Genomic DNA, 18,863 nt, shown 5'->3' on the forward strand with positions numbered 1-18,863 from the left:
AAATGATGAGCATTCCAGAAGAGTTTCAAATTACTAAACTTACAAATCAAAACACCTATTTAGTTGGTGGAGAATTAAAACAATGGACAGGTGAAACATCACAAGTGTTTTCAACAATTTCTTCAACTGAAACATACAAACCTACGCTATTAGGAAGCATTCCAACTTTAGGCGAAAAAGAAGCATTAGAAGCATTAGATGCTGCTTGCAACGCATACAATAAAGGACAAGGTATTTGGCCAACCATGAAGGTGGTAGATCGTATTGCGTGCATGGAAAAGTTTGTCACGCAAATGAAAACCAAGCGCGCAGAAATCGTAAAGTTATTAATGTGGGAAATTGGCAAAAACCTACCAGATTCTCAAAAAGAATTTGATAGAACCGTTGAGTACATTTACGATACCATTGAAGATTACAAACAAATGGATCGTGATAGCGCTAAATTCGAAAAAAACGCAGGTGTTAATGCGCATATTCGACGTGGACCTTTAGGTGTTGTTTTGTGTTTAGGTCCTTATAATTACCCTTTAAATGAAACTTTTGCATTACTTATTCCTGCTTTAATTATGGGTAATACAGCCATTTTTAAGCCAGCAAAGCATGGTGTGTTATTAATTTCGCCTTTATTAGAAGCTTTTCAAAGTAGCTTTCCAAAAGGTGTGGTAAATATAATTTATGGTAGAGGACGAACCGTTGCAACACCAATCATGCAGTCTGGTAAAGTAGATGTGTTGGCTTTAATAGGAAACAGTAAATCTGCAAATGCGCTACAAAATCAGCATCCGAAAAGTAATAGATTGCGTTTGGTTTTAGGATTAGAAGCTAAAAACCCAGCAATTGTATTAAAAGATGCCGATTTAGATTTGGCTATTGAAGAATGTATTGCTGGTGCAACCTCATTTAATGGACAACGTTGTACTGCTCTTAAAGTGTTGTATGTGCATGAAGCTATTGTTGAAGAATTCAATAAGCGATTTTCAGAAAAAGTAGATGCACTTAAATTTGGAAACCCTTGGGAAGATGGCGTTAAATTAACACCATTACCAGAACCAGATAAACCAGCGTATATTCAAGAATTAATAGATGATGCGACTGAAAAAGGTGCAAAAATAATTAATAAAAAAGGAGGAGAAACGACTGAAAATTACATTTTCCCAGCAGTGCTTTATCCTGTGACTAAAGACATGCGCGTTTATGAAGAAGAGCAATTTGGACCAGTAATTCCTGTGATTCCTTTTAGTGATATTGAAGAACCTTTAGACGATATGGCTGCTTCAAATTATGGGCAACAAGTAAGTTTATTTGGTAAAGATGTAAAAACCTTGGCACCATTAATTGATACATTGGTAAACTTGGTATGTCGTGTCAATTTAAACAGTTCTTGTCAACGTGGACCAGACGTCTATCCTTTTACAGGACGTAAAGATTCAGCAGTTGCAACATTAAGTGTTCATGATGCATTACGTTCGTTTTCTATCAGAACATTTGTAGCTTCAAAAGACAACGAATACAACAATACTATTTTAAAAGAATTGTTAGCTTCCAAAGCTTCAAACTTTGTAAGCACAGATTATATTTTATAGTATAACTGTATTACAATGAGAATTTTATAATTAAGAAGTCAAAAAAAGAGAAAATGATAATTTTTGTTAAAAAGTGTATTACTTTTTAATATTATTCAATAGAAAAGAATAAGTTTGTACTATGTTAATTCAAAAAAATAATAAAATACCCACAAGTTTGCCAACGCGCAGACGACGTCACTAATGCGCACACTTCAAGCTATTTAGTTAACATTTTATTTTTTTTACATTTGAACCATTCATCACAAATATTTTCCTTTTTAAATATAATTATTGATAACAATAATAGGAATGTTGTGCGTCCCGTTTTCCGTCGTCGCCCTTAGGGTGTACTTCTATTTATGGAGCTTAGGTGAGTCCGGTTCTTTATTCCTGCGAAAGCAGAAATCTCAAAACAAAAATTATCACATTTTTTAATTAAAAATTCAATTACAATGGAAATTGTTATTGCAAATAAATCACATAGTATTTACGCAGATAGTATTTGCGAAACCATTGCAGATGCTGCGCAAGTAAGAGGTACTGGAATTGCAAAACGTAAACCAGAATATATCATTACCAAAATGGAAAATGGTAATGCTGTCATTGCTTTAGATGGCGACAAATTTGCAGGTTTTTGCTATATCGAACAATGGAGTCATGGAAAATTCGTGGCCAATTCAGGATTAATTGTACATCCAGATTATAGAAATATTGGTCTTGCCAAACAGATAAAGCAAAAAGTGTTTAATCACTCCAGAGAAAAATTTCCTGATGCAAAAATTTTCAGTATTACAACAGGTTTAGCAGTTATGAAAATGAATAGCGACTTAGGTTACAAACCAGTTACGTTTTCCGAATTAACCACAGATCAAAGTTTTTGGAATGGTTGTCAAACCTGCAAAAACTATGATGTTTTACAACGCACAGAGCAAAAAATGTGCTTGTGTACAGGCATGCTGTACGATCCTACAAAAGAAGTAAAGCAAACACACGAGCACAAATACGATAAAAAAGTGTGGACCAGATTGAAAAACATCAAGCAATCCATGTTCCTAAAAAAAGAAAAGAAAGATGAAAAATAAAGGCAAGTTAGTTATAGCATATAGTGGAGGATTAGATACGTCGTATTGCGCTGTTAGTTTAAGTAAAGCAGGCTATGATGTGCACGCAGTTAGTGTAAATACTGGCGGTTTTACAACAGAAGAAATAAAAACTATTGAAGCGAATGCCTATAAAATGGGAGTGTCAACCTATAAAAATATCGACGCAATTGCTTCGTATTATGATAAAGTGATTAAGTATTTAATCTTCGGAAATATGCTGAAAAACAACACCTATCCGTTATCTGTAAGTGCAGAGCGCATTATTCAAGCTATCGAAATTATCGAATATGCAAAAAGTATTGATGCCGAATTTATTGCACACGGAAGCACAGGAGCAGGAAACGATCAAGTGCGATTTGATATGATTTTTCAAACTTTAGCACCACATATTAAAATTATTACACCAATTAGAGATGGAAGTTTAACAAGACAACAAGAGATAGATTACCTAAAAGAAAACGGGATTGATATGTCTTGGGAAAAAGCAAAATACTCGGTTAACAAAGGACTTTGGGGAACCAGTGTTGGAGGTTCCGAAACCTTAACTTCCGATAAACCGTTGCCAGAAACTGCTTATCCATCACAATTAATACATGCAGAAGAAGAAAGAGTCACGCTTACTTTTTTAAAAGGCGAATTAGTTGCAGTAAACGGAATTGAAAACAGTCCAGAAGGGAATATTGAAGTGCTTAATAATTTGGCTTCAGTATATGCTATTGGTAGAGATATTCACGTTGGCGATACCATTGTTGGTATTAAGGGTCGCGTTGGTTTTGAAGCTGCAGCAGCTTTAATCACTATAAAAGCACACCATTTATTAGAAAAACACACCTTAACGAAATGGCAATTACAACATAAAGATTATTTAGCAAGTTTCTACGGAATGCATCTGCACGAAGGTCAATATTTAGATCCAGTAATGCGTGATATGGAAGCCTTTTTACAAAGTAGTCAAGACAAAGTTTCGGGAGATGTTTTTGCAACGTTGAAACCATATCATTTTAATATAGATGGAATTTCTTCCAAACACGATTTAATGCAAGCGAAATTTGGAAGTTATGGCGAAGAAAATAAAGGTTGGACAGCAGAAGAAGCCAAAGGATTTATCAAAATTGTTGGAAACCAAAACAAGATTTATCATCAAGTAAATTCAGAATTATGATACAAGTAGGAATCATTGGAGGAGCAGGATACACAGCTGGTGAGCTAATAAGATTGTTGTTAAATCATCCAAAAGCTAACATCCATTTTATTTACAGCACGTCAAATGCTGGAAATAAGGTGTATAAAGTGCACCAAGATTTAATTGGTAGTACAGATTTGGAGTTTACCAATGAAATTAACGCTGAAGTGGATGTGTTATTCTTGTGTTTAGGTCACGGAAATTCAAAAGCATTTTTAGAACAAAACACTTTTTCTGAGGAAACTAAAATCATTGATTTAAGTAACGATTTCAGACTAAAAAAGGATGAAGTTTTTCAGAATCATACCTTTATATATGGCTTACCAGAATTAAATAAAGAAGCCATTAAAAAAGCCAAATACATCGCCAATCCAGGTTGTTTTGCTACAGCCATTCAGTTAGCCTTATTGCCTTTAGCAAAAGCAGAAGTATTACATGACGATGTCCACATTAACGCTGTGACTGGCGCAACAGGAGCAGGAACGTCCTTATCAGCTACCACACATTTTACTTGGCGAGATAATAACTTTTCGCATTACAAAGCTTTTACGCATCAGCATTTAGGTGAGATTAATCAGTCGGTAAACATGTTGCAAAACAGTTTTACTTCAGATATTAATTTTATGCCAAATCGAGGCAATTTTTCAAGAGGCATTTTTGCCACATTATACACCAAATTTGAAGGGAGTTTAGAAGAAGCAAAACAATTGTATGCTGAGTACTATAAAGAGGCTGTGTTTACTATCATTGCAGAAGACGAGATTCATTTAAAGCAAGTGGTTAACACAAATAAATGCATTCTTCATTTACATAAGCATAACAATAAATTATTGGTCACAAGCATTATCGATAATTTATTAAAAGGAGCATCTGGTCAAGCAGTACAAAATATGAATTTAATGTTTGGTTTTAAGGAAACAGAAGGTTTACAATTAAAAGCAAATTATTTTTAACTAACATAGTCATTGCGAGGTACGAAGCAATCTGTTTAATGAGATTACTTCAGTCATTCTTCCTTCGTAATGACAAAAAACGACAACATGAAAATAGCAATCATAGGAACAGGTAACTTAGGAAAATCCATCGCAAAAGGATTAATCACCAATAATGCGATTACAACTTTGTACCTAACCAAAAGACATTTAGAAGGCATTCAGGAATTTGAGGGTTATAAAAATGTGTATTTAACAACGGATAATTCAGAAGCTGTACAAAAATCAGACATCTTAATTTTTGCAGTACAACCCTCGCATTTTGAAACTATTTTAAATGAAATACAACCACATTTAACAGATAGGCATGTCATTATTTCAACTATTACAGGCTTTTTAATTCCTAAAATTGAAGCACAAGTTGGTGCAGACAAATTTATCATTCGCGCGATGCCAAATACAGCAATTGCAGTTGGCAAATCAATGACCTGTTTGTGTAGTAATGAGCAAGGTGAAAAACGTATAAAAATCGCTCAAGCTATTTTTAATCGTTTGGGACATTCGTTAGTGATTCCTGAAACGCAAATGCAAGCAGCCACTGTGGTTTGCGCTAGCGGAATTGCTTTTTGGATGCGACTAATTCGTGCTACAACGCAAGCAGCCATTCAGTTAGGTTTTGATGCTAAGGAAGCACAGGAATTAGCCATGCATACTTGCGAAGGCGCTGCCAGTTTATTAATCACCAATGGTGATCATCCTGAAGAAGAAATTGACAGAGTAACCACGCCAAAAGGCTGTACGATTGAAGGATTAAATGAAATGGAACACAAAGGATTGAGCTCGTCTTTAATTCAAGGGATGGTGGCATCGTTCAACAAAATAAACAACATTAAAAAAGAGCAAATTTAATAATCCTGCGAGGTCTCTAAGACCTTGTAGGTTTCAAACCTAAAAAATAAAATTATACCTACAAGGTTTTTAAAACCTTGCAGGATAAACAGAAATAATATGAGTTTATTTAACGTCTATCCATTATTCGATATCACTCCTGTTAAAGCTAAAGATGTCTTTGTTTTTGATGAAAACAACACCAAATATTTAGATTTATATGGTGGACATGCTGTGATTTCTATTGGTCATTCGCACCCAAAATATGTGTCTGCAATTTCAGAACAAGTGTCTAAATTAGGCTTTTACAGTAACTCGATTCAGAATCCGTTACAAGTACAATTAGCCGACAAGTTAGAGCAATTATCGGGTTGTAAAGATTACCACTTGTTTTTATGTAATTCTGGTGCAGAAGCCAATGAGAATGCGTTGAAATTAGCCTCTTTTCATAATGGAAAGAAAAAGGTGGTCGCTTTTAAAAATTCGTTTCATGGTCGCACTTCTGCAGCAGTAGCAGCAACAGATGATGCAAAAATTATTGCTCCAATAAATGCACAGCAAGAAGTAGAAATTTTAGCTTTAGGCGATTTAGAGTCGTTAGAAAAAGCATTAGCAAAAAATGACGTTTGCGCAGTAATTATCGAGTGTATTCAAGGTGTTGGTGGATTAGATGAAAGCACTGCAACATTCTATGAAGGTGTTGATGCACTTTGTAAAAAGTACAACACCTGCTTTATCGCAGATGAAGTACAGTCAGGTTTTGGTAGAACTGGCGATTTCTTTGCGTTTCAGAAATATAAGTTGACGCCAGATATTATTTCTATTGCCAAAGGAATGGGAAATGGGTTCCCAATAGGAGGCATTTTAATTCATCCTAACATTAAAGCTTCCTTTGGTTTATTAGGAACCACGTTTGGTGGCAACCACTTGGCATGTATGGCGTCTTTAACCGTTTTAGAAGTGATAGAGGAGGAACAACTGATGGAAAATGCAAAAGAGATTTCTACTTATTTTATAGAAAAAGCTAAAGAAGTTTCAGCAATAAAAAATATAAAAGGAAGAGGTTTAATGTTAGGATTGGAATTTGATTTTCCGATTACAGAACTTCGTAAAAAGCTAATTTTCGACCATAAAATATTTACAGGAAGTGCTAAAAATCCGAATTTAATTAGAATTCTTCCGCCTTTAACCATTAAAAAAGAGCATATCGATTTGTTTTTTGAGGCTTTAAGAAGTGAGTTGAACATATAAATTAACGCTTGAAAAGAAATGAAAAATTCGTGAATTCGTGGCTAAAAAAATTAAGTTTAATCAATGAGATTCCCACTTTCGTGGGAAATAAATATGAAAAAATACACCGACATAAAAGACATTTCAAATCTCCAAGACACCATAAAGGAAGCTATTTTATTAAAAATGAATCCGTTTGAATTTCAAGACTTAGGAAAGCACAAAACCTTAGTCATGCTGTTTTTTAATTCGAGTTTACGAACTCGATTAAGTACCGAAAAAGCAGCAAAACATTTAGGAATGGATGTCATGATTCTAAACGTCAATGACGCTTGGAATTTAGAGTTTGAAAACGGAACAATCATGAATGCCAACACCTCGGAACACATTAGAGAAGCTGCACAAGTGATTTCACAATACGCAGATGTGATAGCTGTAAGAGCATTTCCGAGTTTAACAGATAAGCAAAAAGATGAAAGTGAATTTGTAATGAATAGCTTTGTAAAATACGCAACTGTGCCAATAATTAATATGGAAAGCGCAACAGCACATCCTTTACAAGCGTTGGCAGATGCAATTACTATTACAGAGTTAACCGAAAAATCTAAACCAAAAGTGGTGTTGTCTTGGGCTCCACACCCAAAAGCTTTACCACAAGCAGTTGTGAATTCGTTTGTAGAAATGATGCAAAATATGGATGTCGATTTAACCATTACACACCCTGAAGGTTATGAATTAAGTGAAGCAATTACGAAAAATACACCAATAAGTCACAATCAAGAAGAGGCTTTAAAAGATGCCGATTTTGTGTATGTGAAAAACTGGAGTAATTATAAAGACTACGGTAAAGTTTTGAATCAAGATAGCAATTGGATGATGACCAAAGCAAAGCTTGGCAATGCCAAATTTATGCATTGCTTGCCTGTAAGACGAAATGTTGTGGTAGAAGACGCGGTTTTAGATGGAGAACAATCAGTAGTGATTCAACAAGCTAATAATAGAACATTTGCTGCACAAATTGTTTTGAAACAGATTTTGGAGGAAATGTAAAGAAAGTCTTCGACAAGTTCAGACTGACAAATAGTTTCTAAATGTCACACTGAGCTTGACGAAGTGATTATAAGACCTGCGAGGTTTTAAAAACCTTGTAGGTCTATAACTAAAAAATACCCGCTTTCGCGAGCATAAAATGAAAACACTAAAAATCATAAAAATAGGAGGAAATATTATCGATAACGATGCTGCATTGCAACAGTTTCTAAAAGATTTTACGACTATAACTACTCCTAAAATATTAGTGCATGGAGGCGGAAAATTAGCTACCAAATTAGCACAACAAATGCAAATAGAAGTTAAAATGATAGATGGAAGGCGTATTACAGACCAAGACACTTTAGATATCATCACCATGGTATATGCAGGAAAAATCAATAAAAATATAGTAGCGCAATTACAAGCCAACTATTGCAATGCAATCGGGTTTTCTGGAGCAGATGGAAACACGATAGTTTCAGATTTAAGACCATCAAAACCTATCGATTATGGATTTGCAGGAGATGTTAAACAAGTAAATACTGAAACATTAGAGTTGCTTTTAGACAACAATGTCACACCTGTGTTTTGTGCTATTACACACGATAAAAACGGACAATTATTAAACACCAATGCAGACACCATTGCTTCAGAATTAGCTATAGGATTTGCAACAAAATATAACACTGAATTATATTATTGTTTCGAAAAAAATGGTGTTTTAAAAAATGTTGATGATGACCATTCTGTTATCGAAAACATAAACACAGAAACGTATAAAACATTAGTAGAAAATAAAGTAATTTTTGAAGGCATGTTACCAAAATTAAATAACTGTTTATATGCTGTGAATCATCAAGTCAATAAAGTGTGTATTGGTAAATCAGACATGCTTTTTAATGTAAATAATAAACATACAACCATTACCAAATGATAGAAAAACTAACAACAAGAGCTATTCAGCTGTTAAAAACACTTATAGAAACGCAGTCGTTTTCTTCCGAAGAAGAAAAAACAGCACTTCACATTGAACAATGGTTTAAGGAACAAGATATTCCTTATCAAAGAACTAAAAATAATGTGTGGGCAACCAATAAGTATTTTGATGACAGTAAACCAACATTATTATTAAACTCGCATCACGATACGGTAAAACCAAATAATGGCTATACCAAAGATCCGTTTAAAGCCATTGTTGAAAACGGAAAATTATATGGTTTAGGAAGCAATGATGCTGGAGGTTGCTTGGTGAGTTTATTGGCAACGTTTGCCTATTTCTACGATAAAAAAGACCTGAATTATAATCTGGTTATTGTCGCTTCCGCAGAAGAAGAAAGTAGCGGAGAAAATGGGTTAAATAGTATGTTGTCGGTAATTCCAAAAGTGGATGTTGCTATTGTTGGAGAGCCAACGTTAATGAATCTTGCTGTTGCTGAAAAAGGCTTAGTAGTGTTTGATGCTGTTGTAAAAGGAACTCCAAGTCACGCAGCACATCCAAATAATGATAATGCCATTTATAATACCATTCCAGTTTTAGAATGGTTTAAAAATTACACGTTTAGTAAAACCTCTGATGCTTTAGGCGAAGTAAAACTAACCGTCACACAAATTAACGCAGGCAAGCAACATAATGCAGTACCTGCAGATGTAAAATTGGTGGTTGATGTGCGTGTAAACGATAAATATTCCAACCAAGAAATCGTCGATATTTTACAAAAGGAAGCACCTTGTGATAGTATTATTCCAAGAAGTATAAAATTAAATTCGTCGTCCATTCCAATCGATCATCCATTGGTAATTGCAGGAATTAAAATTGGTAGAAGCACATATGGCTCTCCAACCTTGTCAGATCAAGCAGTTTTAACTTGTCCTTCTTTAAAATTAGGTCCAGGTGATAGCACAAGATCGCATTCTGCTGACGAGTTTATTTACGTGAATGAAATTGAAGAAGGCATTAAAATTTATATTGAATTGTTAGAAAAAGTATTGTAGCAAACGTCATAACGAGGAAGAATGACGAAGTTATCTCATCATGAGATTGCTTCATTTCATTCGCAATGACAATAATAAATGAAATTATGAAACTCTGGGACAAAGGAATTAGTATCGATAAGAAAATAGAACAATTTACCGTTGGAAACGACAGAGAAATTGACTTACACATTGCAAAATACGATGTACAATCATCGTTAGCACATGCAATAATGTTGGAGTCCATTGGTATTATTTCTTCGGAAGAATTACAGCAACTAAAAAATGGATTGCAAGCAATTAAGAAAACCATTGAAAACGGAACTTTCGTCATTGAAGAATCGTTTGAAGATGTACACTCTAAAATTGAATACGAACTCACAAAAACTTTAGGAGATGTCGGAAAAAAAATCCACACAGCACGCTCCAGAAACGATCAGGTTTTAGTTGCGCTTCAGTTATATTATAAAGACAACCTAAGGTTGATTAACGCTAAAACAAAAACTCTTTTCGATACGCTTTTAAACTTAGCGGAAGCCCATAAAGACGCTTTGCTTCCTGGTTATACACATTTGCAAGTGGCTATGCCTTCCTCTTTTGGGTTGTGGTTTTCTGCATATGCTGAGGTTTTAATTGATGATGTGTATTTACTAAACGCAGCATTAAAAACAGTCGATCAAAATCCGTTAGGTTCTGCAGCAGGTTACGGAAGTTCGTTTCCTATTGATAGAGAATTAACGACTAAAGAATTAAACTTTTCAACTTTAAAATACAACGTTGTTGCTGCGCAAATGAGTAGAGGAAAAAGCGAACGAACTATAGCTTTAGCTTTAGGAAGTGTATGCAATACCTTGGCTCGATTTGCAATGGATATTTGTGTGTATAACAGTCAGAATTTTGGTTTTATTGCCTTTCCGGATGAGTTAACTACAGGCAGCAGTATCATGCCTCATAAAAAAAATCCTGATGTGTTTGAATTGATAAGAGGAAAAGCCAATAAAATTCAAGCCTTACATACCGAAATGGTGTTAATTACAAACAATTTGCCAAGTGGTTACCACAGAGATTTTCAGTTGCTAAAGGAAAATATAATAGCAGCCATTGAAGATGTAAAAGACTTGTTAGATATTTTTAATTATGCTATACAGCAAGTTATTGTAAAAGAGATTGATTTAAACGATGCTAAATACCAATACCTTTTTACTGTAGATAATATAAACACCTTGGTAGTAGAAGGCATGCCATTTAGAGAAGCCTATCAAAAAATAGGAGGTGAAGTAGAAAACGGAACGTACAAACCAGATACTTCAAAAAAACATTCACATGTTGGTAGTATTGGGAATTTGTGTTTGGAGAAAATTCAAGGTAAGTTTCCAAAACAATGAAAATAAAAAAGCACATTGAAAAAGGTGCTTTTTTATATAAGATTCCTGTATTCGCGGGAATTTGTTATGCTCTCGGTAAATCGCTATCATCCTTTAAAGGCAAACTGGATTCTCCCATTAAATAAGTATCTACATGATGTGCTGCTTGTCTTCCTTCGGAAATTGCCCAGACGATTAACGATTGTCCACGACGCATATCTCCTGCAGCAAACACACCAGGAACATTAGTAGCATAATCTTTGGTTGACGCTTCAATGTTGGTTCTAAAATCCATATTTAATCCAAACTGATCTGCTAAGGTTTTTTCAGCTCCTGTAAATCCTAAAGCCAATAAGGCTAAGTCGCATTTCCATTCTTTTTCTGTGCCTTCAATTTCTTTTAATTGCGGTCTTTCTCCTGGTTTAAAAATCCATTCCACTTCAACTGTTTTCAGACCTTTTAAATTTCCGTTTTTATCACCAATAAAAGCTTTTGTTGAAATACTAAAAAATCGCTCAACACCTTCTTGGTGCGATGAAGTAGTTTTTAGCTTCATTGGCCAGTAAGGCCATGGTTGATGTGCTGGACGACCTTCGGTTGGTTTGCTTAAAATTTCAAAATTAGTCACAGATGTTGCGCCATGACGATTTGAAGTCCCAATACAATCACTTCCTGTATCTCCACCACCAATCACAATAACGTCTTTTCCTTCCGCAGAAATAACATCTTTAAAATCTACTAAACCATCAACATATTGATTGTTCAGTTTTAAGAAATCCATAGCTTGAGTGACACCTTTTAAATCGGCACCTGGAATTGGAATGTGTCGCCTAACAGTTGCGCCTCCACACAACACAATGGCATCAAAGTCGTCTTTTAACTGGTTTGCATCAACATTTTCGCCTACATGCGCATTAGTTTTAAAAATAATGCCTTCCTCTTCTAAAACTTTAATACGTCTGTCAATCACGTGCTTTTCCATTTTAAAATCTGGAATTCCGTAGCGTAATAATCCACCCACTTTCTCGTCACGTTCAAATATAGTAACGGTATGTCCTGCACGATTTAATTGTTGTGCAGCAGCTAATCCAGCTGGTCCCGAGCCAATAACTGCAACTGTTTTTTCGGTTCTTACTTTTGGTGGATGTGCTGTCACCCAACCTTCATTAAAGGCGGTTTCTGCAATATTTTTTTCGATATTTTCAATTGTAACTGGATCTTCATTGATACCTAACACACAAGCTTCTTCGCAAGGTGCTGGACATAATCTGCCTGTAAATTCAGGAAAGTTGTTGGTTTTATGTAAAATTTCGGCAGCTTCTTTCCATTTACCTTTGTAGACTTTATCGTTAAAATCTGGAATTAAATTACCAAGTGGACAACCACTATGGCAAAACGGAATACCGCAATCCATGCAGCGTGCACCTTGATCTTTAAGTTTTTCTTCTTTTAACGGAACAGTAAATTCTTTATAATTTTCAATTCGTTTTTTTGGCTCAATGTAACTCTCGTCTTGGCGTTCGTATTCTAAAAATCCTGTTATCTTTCCCATCTCGTTCCTTCGAAAGCAGGAATCTCATCCTAACTTTCTAAATTTATTTTTTTAATTAAAAGATTAAAGCAACTTTAATCTTAAACCAATTCTAATTCTTCTTTTTCTAATCGCTCTAAGGCTTGTCTGTATTCTTCTGGCAGCACTTTTTTAAACTTCGGTAAGCTGTTTTTCCAATCGTCCAAAAGACGTCTTGCTAACGGACTTCCAGTGGCTATAAAGTGGTTTTCGATAAGCTGTTCTAATTGTAATTGATCTTCAACATTTTCAACAGCATCAATATTTAAATCTTCAGAATTACAGTGTTGTTTAAACGTCTCGTTGTCATCTAAAACATAAGCAATGCCACCACTCATTCCTGCACCAAAGTTTCGTCCAACTGCTCCAAGAATTACCGCAACACCACCTGTCATATACTCGCAACCATGATCTCCAATACCTTCTACAACTGCTTTTGCGCCAGAGTTTCTTACACAAAAACGTTCACCTGCTTTTCCGTTTATATATACTTCTCCAGAGGTTGCACCATATAATGTTACGTTTCCTGTAATGATGTTATCTTCAGGAATTATTGTGCATTTTTCCGGAACTTTAATGATTAATTTTGCTCCAGATAATCCTTTTCCTAAGTAATCGTTGGTGTTTCCGTGAACGGTAAACTTTAAACCTTTGGTGGCAAATGCACCAAAACTCTGTCCAGCAGAACCACTAAATTCTATATCTATAGTATCTTCTGGTAAACCATCTGCACCATAAATTTTAGAAATCTCGTTACTAACAATCGCACCAACAGCACGATCGATATTGGTAATTGGTAATTCCAAATGTGTTTTTTGTCTTCGGAATAATGCCTGATGCGCTTGTTTAATTATTTTAAAATCTAAATGAACCTTTAAATTATGGTCTTGACAATAGGTATTAAATAATTTTACATCTTCGGAAACTTCAACTTTATGAAGAATTGGCGTTAAATCTATATCTGAAGATTTGTAATGGTCAATCGCTTTATTTCTGTTTAGTTTTTGAGATTGGCCAACCATTTCATTAATTGTTCTAAATCCTAATTTCGCCATAATCTCACGCAATTCTTGAGCAACAAAATACATATAGTTAACCACGTGTTCTGGCTTGCCTTTAAACTTTTTACGGAGTTCTGGATTTTGGGTTGCAATCCCAACTGGACATGTGTTTAAATGACAAACACGCATCATAATACAACCCGAAGCCACTAAAGGTGCTGTTGCAAAACCAAATTCTTCTGCTCCCAATAAACACGCAATTGCGACATCACGACCTGTTTTTAGTTGTCCGTCGCACTCTAAAACCACACGATTTCTAAGATCGTTCATCACTAAAGTTTGTTGTGCTTCTGCAATACCAAGCTCCCAAGGTAATCCTGCGTGACGTAAGGATGTTAAAGGCGATGCACCTGTACCACCATCAAAACCAGAGACTAAAATAACATCTGCTTTAGCTTTTGCAACGCCTGCTGCTACAGTGCCGACACCAACTTCGGACACTAATTTTACGTTAATTCTGGCTTCGCGATTGGCACATTTTACATCATAAATGAGTTGTGATAAATCTTCAATAGAATAAATATCGTGATGTGGTGGAGGCGAAATCAACCCAACATAAGGCGTGGAATTTCTGGTTTTTGCAATTTCCCGATTTACTTTTGGACCAGGTAATTGTCCGCCTTCACCAGGCTTTGCGCCTTGTGCTATTTTTATTTGAATTTCGTTTGCGCTTGTTAGGTAATTTGAAGTCACACCAAAACGACCTGATGCTACTTGTTTAATTGCTGAATTTTTCCAGTCACCTTGAGAAGTTTTATAAAAACGTTCTTGATCTTCGCCACCTTCACCAGAATTAGATTTTCCTCCAATTCTGTTCATCGCAACTGCTAAATTTTCGTGCGCTTCTTTACTAATAGAACCGTAAGACATGGCTCCTGTTTTAAATCGTTTTACGATTTCTGTCCAAGGTTCTACTTCATCTATTGGAATAGGGTCAAATTGATCAAATTCAAACAAGCCTCTAATCGTCATTAAACTTTTAGATTGGTTGTTTACCAACTCTGAATATTCCTTAAAAGTAGAGGCTTTATTGGTTCTTACCGATTCTTGAAGTTTAGCAACCGTTAATGGGTTGAACATGTGTTTTTCTTGTCCTCGTCGCCACCTGTAATCACCACCAACCTCAATTGTTGGTTCTATATTTTTATGGAATGCTTTTTTATGACGTTTTACAATTTCCTGTTCAATTTCCCTTAATCCGATACCTTGGATTCTGGTAGTTATATTAGGGAAATATTTTTCAACTGTAGATGAGTTGATTCCGATACACTCAAATAATTGGGAACCTCTGTATGAGTTTAAGGTTGAAATTCCGATTTTGTTCATTACTTTCAGAATCCCTTTTCCAATGGCTTTGTTATAATTTTTTATAGCAGTTAAATACTCTAAATCGGTAACATCTTTATTATTGATTTGCTTCTGAACAATTTCATTAACAATATAAGGATTTACAGCACTTGCTCCGTAACCAAAAAGTAGTGCAAAGTGATGCACTTCGCGAGGCTCAGCCGATTCAATAATTAAACTAATTTTTGAGCGTTTCTCTAATTTATGAAGCGCATGATTTACATAAGAACAAGCTAAAAGTGCTGGAATTGGTGCGTGATTTTCGTCAACAAATCTGTCGGATAAAATAATGATGTTTGCACCTTCATCGATTGCTTTTGATGCTTTGGTAACTAAATTTTCAAGCGCAATTTCAAGTTCGTTTAGTCCTCTATTAACTTCATATAGCATCGAAATAGATTCGACCTTAAAATCTGGATTAGTATCGTAATTTCTAATCTTATCTAAATCGTGTTTAGAGATGACAGGATTTTGAATTTTTAGTTTTTTACAGTGCTCTGCATTAATGTCGAATATATTGACATCGCTACCTAAGGTTAAACTAATATCCGTAATCAATTCTTCACGAATACCATCTAATGGCGGATTGGTAACTTGTGCAAATAGCTGTTTAAAATAGTTGTAAACCAGTTGTGGTCTTTCAGACAAAATAGCAATAGGAGCATCGCTTCCCATAGACCCAATAGGTTCTTTACCTAATTGCGCCATTGGGCGAATAATGGTATTTAAATCTTCTTCAGTATAACCAAATACCACTTCACGTTTTGATAACTCGATTTCATCATGTTGAATAGGTCCTTTTTTTGCTGAAATGTCTCGTAAATGCACCAGGTTTTCATTCAACCATTTTCTGTAAGGATGTTTAGCTGCAATTTCTTCCTTTATTTCTTCGTCGTTAACAATTCTGCCTTCATTCATATTTACCAGAAACATTTTTCCTGGCTCTAAACGACCATGATATTCTACATTTTCTGGCTTAATGTCAACAACTCCTGTTTCCGAAGACATAATAACATTACCCTTTTTTGTAACCGTGTATCGCGATGGACGCAAACCGTTTCTGTCTAAAACCGCACCAATATAATTACCGTCTGTAAATGGGATTGAAGCTGGTCCATCCCAAGGCTCCATTAAACACGAATTGTACTCGTAAAATGCTTTTTTGGCGTCAGACATATTTGGGTTTTTTTCCCAAGCTTCTGGCACGAGCATCATCATGGCTTCTGGTAGCGATCTGCCTGTCATTAACAACAATTCCACCACCATATCTAAAGTTGCAGAATCTGATTTTCCTTTTAAAACTGTTGGAATAATTTTTTTAATATCGTCACCAAATAATGGACTTTCCATGATTTCTTCACGAGAAAACATACGTGAGACGTTACCTCTTAATGTGTTAATTTCTCCATTGTGGCAAATGTATCTAAACGGTTGTGCCAAATCCCAAGTTGGGAACGTGTTGGTTGAAAAACGCTGATGCACTAAGGCCAAACGCGTGTCTAATGCCGAATTGAACAAGTCTAAATAATACTCATTTATGTGTTCTGGCATTAAAAGCCCTTTAAATATGATAATTTTGGTAGATAGACTTGGCAGGTAAAAGAACTTAGACTCCGATAATTTTGAATCATATATAGTATGTTCTGCAATTTTTCGGGCTGCAAATAGTTTGAGATTAAATTCTCTTTCGGTTTGCTCGTCGTTTGCTTTTCCTATAAAAATCTGCTTTACAAAAGGTTCTGTAACTTTAGCAATTTCTCCTAAAATTTCGCTGTTAACAGGTACATCTCTCCAGCCTATTAATTTAAGACCTTGACTTTTAATTTCTTTTTCAAAAACATCAATACAATATTGACGCTGATTTTCCTTTCGCGGTAAAAACACATTACTTACTGCGTACTCTCCAGCTTCAGGCAAATCGAACTCACAAAAAATCTTGAAAAACTTATGCGGAATATCAATTAAAATACCTGCACCATCACCAGTAACACCATCGGAACTAACAGCGCCACGATGTTCTAATTTTACTAAAATCTCGAGTGCTTTATGGATGATGTCATTAGAACGTTTTCCAGTTAAACTACATATAAATCCTGCACCACAATTATCGTGTTCAAATTCTGGTAAATAAAGTCCTTGTTTCTTCAGCATAATTGGTAAAATTTAATGGCTTTTTTAGCCCTAATATCATCTCAATATATATGTAATTGTTTGATTATGAAAACTTGTAAAACACTTTTTCGAAATTCGAAATTAGTGCGGTGTTAAAATGGTATTTGAACAATTTAGGAGTACTTATTTTGTGAAATAGACAATGCAAAAATCTCAATAAAATACGTGTTTTTTTACTAAAACGTTTTCGTATCTATAAAAAAACTGAATATAATTTATATAAAAAGCGTTTTTGTTAAAATTTATGCAAATTGATGAATATGAAATTAACAAAAAAATGAATATAAATTTATTATACCCTATAAAAAATAGGGGTAAAAATAAAATTATGATAAAAATGAGTACGAGACCCTATTTTTTTTAGGGGTTAATTATTTTTTGATATAGATTTGAGCAGGAAAACTAATTATTAACTATAGAAATATCATGAAACAATTACTTACTCTAACACTACTATTTGCGGCAACATTTTTATTTGCTCAAGAAGATACATCTAATCCGGAAAAAAAATTCGCTTTCGAGGGCAGTGTCGATGCTTATTACAGAACCAATTTAACTGCTCCAAACGACCAAAACCAAATTGCACCCGCAACATCTTTTGCAGATACTGGAGGATTTTCTTTAGGTATGGGAAATATTATAGCCTCTTATGAAAAAGGAAAAGTTGGAGCCGTAGCCGATTTAGTATTTGGACCAAGAGGCGAAGCAGCAAGTGCAACCGTTTTAAACCAATTATTTGCTTTTTATAATATTAGCGAAAACACCACATTAACCTTTGGGAAGTTTAATACTTTTTTGGGATATGAAGTAATCTCACCGGTTGGAAACTTTAATTACAGTACATCTTACTTGTTTTCAAACGGTCCATTTTCGCACACAGGATTAAAAGCAGACTTCACGTTATCTGAAGATTTTTCGCTTATGCTTGGTGTGTTCAACCAGACAGATGTCACCGAATTTAATCCAGACGGTAGTTATGCAGTTGGAGCTCAATTGGGTTATGATGGTCAATTTTTAAATTTACTTTACGATAAAGCAGGTTTAGGTTTCGAAATTGATTATACAGGAGGTTTTGATGCAACTGATGATTTTTTTATTGGGATTAATGCAGCCTATGCAGACAACGAAGGCGAAGGGTTTTATGGCGTGGATTTGTATCCTCAATACGAATTAATAGATGATTTCACTATTGGACTAAGAGGGGAGTATTTTGAAATTGTCAGTGATGCTGTGGACGATAATCCAAATATTATTGCACTTACTCTAACAGGAAGTTATACGGTAGAAGATTTAATTATTAAGCCAGAAGTTAGGTTAGACTCAGGCTCGGAGGATATTTTTATTGATACAGATCTCATGCCAACAAAAAGCTTAGCCTCTTTTTTAGTAGCAGCCATTTATAAATTTTAACAAACGACAAACAACTATTAATAAAATTTCCATTT

At 34.9% G+C, this 18,863-nt stretch carries 13 protein-coding genes; 11 read left to right on the forward strand and 2 right to left on the reverse strand.

Annotation, left to right across the window (positions count from 1 at the left end; all coding sequences use genetic code 11):
* The first annotated feature begins 5 nt into the window (after positions 1-5).
* From ACVC43_RS13540 to argH, 10 genes are all read left to right on the forward strand, one after another.
* On the forward strand, positions 6-1,583 hold the full coding sequence (locus ACVC43_RS13540; RefSeq protein ID WP_452225326.1) for an NADP-dependent glyceraldehyde-3-phosphate dehydrogenase: 1,578 nt from the start codon (positions 6-8) through the stop codon (positions 1,581-1,583).
* Positions 1,584-2,017: 434 nt separating this feature from the next.
* Entirely contained in the window at positions 2,018-2,647 is a 630-nt protein-coding gene (locus ACVC43_RS13545) for a GNAT family N-acetyltransferase (RefSeq protein WP_452225071.1), read from the forward strand.
* On the forward strand, positions 2,637-3,830 hold the full coding sequence (locus ACVC43_RS13550) for an argininosuccinate synthase (protein ID WP_452225072.1): 1,194 nt from the start codon (positions 2,637-2,639) through the stop codon (positions 3,828-3,830). The genes ACVC43_RS13545 and ACVC43_RS13550 overlap by 11 nt, the downstream gene beginning before the upstream one ends.
* Complete coding sequence (gene argC, locus ACVC43_RS13555) at positions 3,827-4,804, forward strand: N-acetyl-gamma-glutamyl-phosphate reductase (RefSeq protein ID WP_452225073.1); 978 nt, start codon at positions 3,827-3,829, stop codon at positions 4,802-4,804. The genes ACVC43_RS13550 and argC overlap by 4 nt, the downstream gene beginning before the upstream one ends.
* Before the next feature lie 87 nt (positions 4,805-4,891).
* Positions 4,892-5,692, forward strand: coding sequence for a pyrroline-5-carboxylate reductase (proC, locus tag ACVC43_RS13560; protein ID WP_452225074.1), 801 nt, complete (start codon positions 4,892-4,894; stop codon positions 5,690-5,692).
* A gap of 99 nt (positions 5,693-5,791) precedes the next feature.
* Positions 5,792-6,922 (forward strand): aspartate aminotransferase family protein, encoded by a 1,131-nt coding sequence (locus ACVC43_RS13565; protein ID WP_452225075.1) that lies wholly within the window; start codon positions 5,792-5,794, stop codon positions 6,920-6,922.
* Positions 6,923-7,015: 93 nt separating this feature from the next.
* Positions 7,016-7,951, forward strand: coding sequence for an N-acetylornithine carbamoyltransferase (locus ACVC43_RS13570; protein ID WP_452225076.1), 936 nt, complete (start codon positions 7,016-7,018; stop codon positions 7,949-7,951).
* Positions 7,952-8,090: 139 nt separating this feature from the next.
* Positions 8,091-8,867 carry an acetylglutamate kinase gene (gene argB, locus ACVC43_RS13575; RefSeq protein WP_452225077.1) on the forward strand — a complete coding sequence of 259 codons (777 nt, stop codon included), beginning with the start codon at positions 8,091-8,093 and terminating at the stop codon, positions 8,865-8,867.
* Positions 8,864-9,925: a M20 family metallo-hydrolase gene (locus ACVC43_RS13580; protein WP_452225078.1), complete on the forward strand. Its 1,062-nt coding sequence runs from the start codon at positions 8,864-8,866 to the stop codon at positions 9,923-9,925. The genes argB and ACVC43_RS13580 overlap by 4 nt, the downstream gene beginning before the upstream one ends.
* Positions 9,926-10,011: 86 nt before the next feature.
* Positions 10,012-11,289 carry an argininosuccinate lyase gene (gene argH, locus ACVC43_RS13585; RefSeq protein ID WP_452225079.1) on the forward strand — a complete coding sequence of 426 codons (1,278 nt, stop codon included), beginning with the start codon at positions 10,012-10,014 and terminating at the stop codon, positions 11,287-11,289.
* Positions 11,290-11,353: 64 nt separating this feature from the next.
* On the opposite strand, the gene ACVC43_RS13590 is transcribed toward argH, so the two are convergent.
* Entirely contained in the window at positions 11,354-12,820 is a 1,467-nt protein-coding gene (locus ACVC43_RS13590) for a glutamate synthase subunit beta (RefSeq protein ID WP_452225080.1), read from the reverse strand.
* An 80-nt stretch (positions 12,821-12,900) separates the two neighbouring features.
* The gene (gene gltB, locus ACVC43_RS13595) at positions 12,901-17,397 is read right to left on the reverse strand and encodes a glutamate synthase large subunit (RefSeq protein WP_452225081.1); all 4,497 of its coding nucleotides are present in this window, start codon (positions 17,395-17,397) and stop codon (positions 12,901-12,903) included.
* Between the two features lie 447 nt (positions 17,398-17,844).
* Between gltB and ACVC43_RS13600 the strand changes: the two genes are divergently transcribed.
* On the forward strand, positions 17,845-18,828 hold the full coding sequence (locus ACVC43_RS13600) for an outer membrane beta-barrel protein (protein WP_452225082.1): 984 nt from the start codon (positions 17,845-17,847) through the stop codon (positions 18,826-18,828).
* Positions 18,829-18,863 lie beyond the last annotated feature (35 nt).

The sequence above is a fragment of the Lacinutrix chionoecetis genome (assembly GCF_053604665.1).

What these genes read in the sequence shown, in the direction of transcription:
- ACVC43_RS13540 (WP_452225326.1), top strand. Translation starts at nt 6, where the DNA reads ATGAGCATTCCAGAAGAGTTTCAAATTACTAAACTTACAAATCAAAAC.
- ACVC43_RS13545 (WP_452225071.1), top strand. Translation starts at nt 2,018, where the DNA reads ATGGAAATTGTTATTGCAAATAAATCACATAGTATTTACGCAGATAGT.
- ACVC43_RS13550 (WP_452225072.1), top strand. Translation starts at nt 2,637, where the DNA reads ATGAAAAATAAAGGCAAGTTAGTTATAGCATATAGTGGAGGATTAGAT.
- argC (WP_452225073.1), top strand. Translation starts at nt 3,827, where the DNA reads ATGATACAAGTAGGAATCATTGGAGGAGCAGGATACACAGCTGGTGAG.
- proC (WP_452225074.1), top strand. Translation starts at nt 4,892, where the DNA reads ATGAAAATAGCAATCATAGGAACAGGTAACTTAGGAAAATCCATCGCA.
- ACVC43_RS13565 (WP_452225075.1), top strand. Translation starts at nt 5,792, where the DNA reads ATGAGTTTATTTAACGTCTATCCATTATTCGATATCACTCCTGTTAAA.
- ACVC43_RS13570 (WP_452225076.1), top strand. Translation starts at nt 7,016, where the DNA reads ATGAAAAAATACACCGACATAAAAGACATTTCAAATCTCCAAGACACC.
- argB (WP_452225077.1), top strand. Translation starts at nt 8,091, where the DNA reads ATGAAAACACTAAAAATCATAAAAATAGGAGGAAATATTATCGATAAC.
- ACVC43_RS13580 (WP_452225078.1), top strand. Translation starts at nt 8,864, where the DNA reads ATGATAGAAAAACTAACAACAAGAGCTATTCAGCTGTTAAAAACACTT.
- argH (WP_452225079.1), top strand. Translation starts at nt 10,012, where the DNA reads ATGAAACTCTGGGACAAAGGAATTAGTATCGATAAGAAAATAGAACAA.
- ACVC43_RS13590 (WP_452225080.1), bottom strand. Translation starts at nt 12,820, where the DNA reads ATGGGAAAGATAACAGGATTTTTAGAATACGAACGCCAAGACGAGAGT.
- gltB (WP_452225081.1), bottom strand. Translation starts at nt 17,397, where the DNA reads ATGCTGAAGAAACAAGGACTTTATTTACCAGAATTTGAACACGATAAT.
- ACVC43_RS13600 (WP_452225082.1), top strand. Translation starts at nt 17,845, where the DNA reads ATGAAACAATTACTTACTCTAACACTACTATTTGCGGCAACATTTTTA.